Source organism: Tepidimonas thermarum, from assembly GCF_007556705.1.
GTDB lineage: Bacteria > Pseudomonadota > Gammaproteobacteria > Burkholderiales > Burkholderiaceae_C > Tepidimonas > Tepidimonas thermarum.
Genome location: NZ_VJOL01000114.1, coordinates 1 through 1302, shown reverse-complemented (window position 1 = coordinate 1302; position 1302 = coordinate 1). Strand labels below are relative to the sequence as shown.

The following is a 1302-nucleotide window of genomic DNA, read 5'->3' as shown; positions in this document are numbered from 1 at the left end:
TTCCGCAATGCTCGCCGAACTCGACGACGAGTGGCTGACCGGCAAGGTCTATCTCAACTTCAACCTGTAACCCGGTTGTCATGACCACCCAACCGGAAATTTACAGAAAAGAGGTTGCACAATCCGCTCGTGGCGCTTCGCGCGTGAAAATACAGTACCCGACGACAAAACCCACTTGAATGTTTGAACACACAAGATAAGCTATCGATGTAGTGCTGATACATGCGCCCGCCGCAAGCCCCGGTGGGCGTTGTCGTTTCTGGGCGGGGTGTTCGCCTGGCTGCCCGGCGCGGGCGGCGTGCGCGCCTGGCTCGACCGACTGTCGGGTGCCACAGCACTCGGGCAGATGATGGTCGGTAAGAACACCGGCGTTGCGCCGGCCGGGCGGGATGCGCTGGAGGCGGTCGGGGGCAGTGGCCCTGCAGCGGGATCGGCGCTTTGGTACGTGGCTGGATTGGGGCAATTGTTGACAAAGGACGGCAGGCTGAGTCTAATAACTGTTATTAGTCGTCAGGAGGAATTGCGATGCCAACCACTGTGGCGCTCGGTTCTCATTTCGAGGCCTTCATCCGCCAGCAGGTCGCCTCGGGCCGCTTCAACAACGTCAGCGAGGTGGTGCGCGCCGCACTGCGCCTGCTCGAGGAGCGCGAAGCCGAACAAGCGGCCAAGCTGCAAGCACTGCGCGAAGCGATTGCGGTGGGGCTGGCCAGCGGGCCGGACCTGTCGGAGGAGGAAGTGTTTGACGAGTTGGAAGCCAAGCTGCAAGCAATGGCTGAAAAAGCCGTATGACGCGCTTGGTCTATACCCCGCAGTCCAGGAGAGATCTGAACGACATCGGCCTGTACATCGCTCGCGACAACCCTCGGCGGGCGATGAGTTTTGTTCGGGAGCTGCGCGCGCAGTGCCGAAAGATCACGCAGGCGCCCCAAGCCTACCGGCCCAGGCCGGAACTTGGCGAAGGCATCCGCTCTTGCGCCTACGGCAACTACGTTGTGTTTTTCGTTGAGGAGCCTGGTCTGGTGCGCATCGTCCGGGTGTTGCACGGCGCGATGGACATCGAAGTGCAGTTCGCGGAAAAATATTCAACACCCCCGACAAAACCCACTTGAATGTTTGAACACACAAGATAAGCTATCGATGTAGTGCTGATACATGCGCCCGCCGGGGAAACCTAGCAGGCCGTTGAAAAATCCCTCGCCACCCCCCGCGTCGGGCGGTACGATCTGAGGCCAACCGAGAACAACGCAGACGAGCACGATGAGAGGCAGTCAAGACTTCCAGGGGGCGATGTTCAGCTACATC

General features: G+C 60.1%; 2 protein-coding genes. Both read left to right on the top strand.

The window, feature by feature from the left end; translation table 11 throughout:
• Nucleotides 1–525 precede the first annotated feature (525 nt).
• Nucleotides 526–789: a type II toxin-antitoxin system ParD family antitoxin gene (locus tag Tther_RS13140; protein ID WP_143904576.1), complete on the top strand. Its 264-nt coding sequence runs from the start codon at nt 526–528 to the stop codon at nt 787–789.
• Complete coding sequence (locus Tther_RS13135; RefSeq protein WP_143904574.1) at nt 786–1109, top strand: type II toxin-antitoxin system RelE/ParE family toxin; 324 nt, start codon at nt 786–788, stop codon at nt 1107–1109. The genes Tther_RS13140 and Tther_RS13135 overlap by 4 nt, the downstream gene beginning before the upstream one ends.
• The last annotated feature ends 193 nt before the right edge of the window (nt 1110–1302 follow it).

What these genes read in the sequence shown, in the direction of transcription:
- Tther_RS13135 (WP_143904574.1), top strand. Translation starts at nt 786, where the DNA reads ATGACGCGCTTGGTCTATACCCCGCAGTCCAGGAGAGATCTGAACGAC.
- Tther_RS13140 (WP_143904576.1), top strand. Translation starts at nt 526, where the DNA reads ATGCCAACCACTGTGGCGCTCGGTTCTCATTTCGAGGCCTTCATCCGC.